Below are 1,441 nucleotides of genomic sequence, written 5' to 3'. Positions count from 1 at the left end.
GAACTCGTCCGCGGCCTCGGTGGTCGCGACGACGCGGCAGTCCGTGTTCTGGTTGGCGTCCGCACCGCTGGCGCACTCCTCGTCCGAGAGGGGCTGGCTCTGGCCGCCCGAGCCCGTCTGCTGCTGGTACTGACTCTGGCCGACGGACCCGCCGCCCGTGTCGATCCCGAGCTGCTCGGCCAGCCCGGGGGCGAAGATCGCGAGCAGCAACGCGAGCAGGCCGCCGCCACCGCCGATGGCGATGCCCCGGCCCCCCAGCCCGCCGCCACCGCCCGATCGGGCCCGGCCGGCGTCGATCTGCACGTTCTCGTTGAAGCTCATGGGGCCAGAGTGTAGACGGACTAGACTGGCCCGGCACCGCGCTGGCCCCCGCCCGTCGAGATCGGCCGGACCCCGCCGGTGCACCCCTGTTCTTCCCTCGACCCCTGGAGTCTGACACCCCCATGCTGACCGTCACCGATGTCGAACTGCGCGTGGGCGCCCGTCTCCTCATGGACGAGGTGAACTTCCGCGTGGACAAGGGGGACAAGGTCGGCCTCGTGGGGCGCAACGGCGCCGGCAAGACGACGCTGCTGCGCATGCTCGCCGGGGAGGAGACCCCGGACACCGGGGAGGTGCAGGCGGGCCACGGGCTCAAGCTGGGTTACTTCGCCCAGGAGCACGACACCCTGGACCAGGACGCGTCGGTCCTGGACAACATGCGCCACGCCGCCCCGCAGCTCGGCGACACCCAGGCGCGCACGCTGCTCGGATCGTTCCTCTTCCAGGGCGACGACGTCGACAAGCCCGCCCGCGTCCTCTCCGGCGGCGAGAAGACCCGCCTGGCGCTGGCCACGCTCGTGGCCTCGAGTGCGAACGTGCTGCTGCTGGACGAGCCCACGAACAACCTCGACCCCGCCAGCCGTGAGGAGATCCTCCACGCACTGCGCCAGTACGAGGGCGCCGTGGTGCTCGTGACCCACGACGAGGGCGCCGTCGAGGCGCTCGACCCCGAGCGCGTGGTGCTGCTGCCGGACGGGGTCGAGGACCTCTGGAACGACGACTACAGGGACCTCATCACCCTCGCCTGAGTCCGCGGGCCGCCGAGGCGGAGGGCCGGCTCAGTCGAAGAGCGCATCCTCGGCCTCCTCGTCCGTGAGCCGCCCGTCGCGCCGCCGCCGGGCCGGCTTGGCGCGGGGGACCCGGTGCGCGGAGAGCAGCCCGTCGTCCGCGGCGTCGTCGAGGGCGTCGGCCCGGTCGTTGCGGGCGCGCATCCACGCGGAGTACCCCCACACCCCGAAGCCCATGGCCGCGAACAGGTACCACTGGATCGCGTAGGACAGGTGCGGGCCCTCGTCGAGGGTGGGCTCGACGAGCTTCTGCGGCATCGGCTCCACCGCCGGGTCCTCCGTGACCATGATCCCGTAGGCCGTCCCGGCCACGGGCCCGCCCACGGTGTCGG

General features: G+C 72.8%; 3 pseudogenes. 1 reads left to right on the top strand and 2 read right to left on the bottom strand.

Annotated features, from left to right (window positions below):
- Positions 1-321: pseudogene (locus tag ACFWJO_RS39105) on the bottom strand (hypothetical protein); the annotation flags it as partial.
- 185 nt (positions 322-506) lie between these two features.
- Between ACFWJO_RS39105 and ACFWJO_RS39100 the strand changes: the two are divergent.
- Positions 507-1,070 (top strand): annotated as a pseudogene (locus ACFWJO_RS39100) (ATP-binding cassette domain-containing protein); the annotation flags it as partial.
- Positions 1,071-1,100: 30 nt separating this feature from the next.
- Here the strand turns inward: ACFWJO_RS39100 and ACFWJO_RS39095 are convergent.
- A pseudogene (locus ACFWJO_RS39095) lies at positions 1,101-1,441 on the bottom strand (hypothetical protein); the annotation flags it as partial.

Origin of the sequence: Streptomyces sp. NPDC127092, from assembly GCF_042722475.1 — a bacterium.
Taxonomy (GTDB): Bacteria; Actinomycetota; Actinomycetes; order Streptomycetales; family Streptomycetaceae; genus Streptomyces.
Note: the sequence above shows the minus strand (reverse complement) of the source record. Positions and strands in the feature narration are given on the sequence as shown.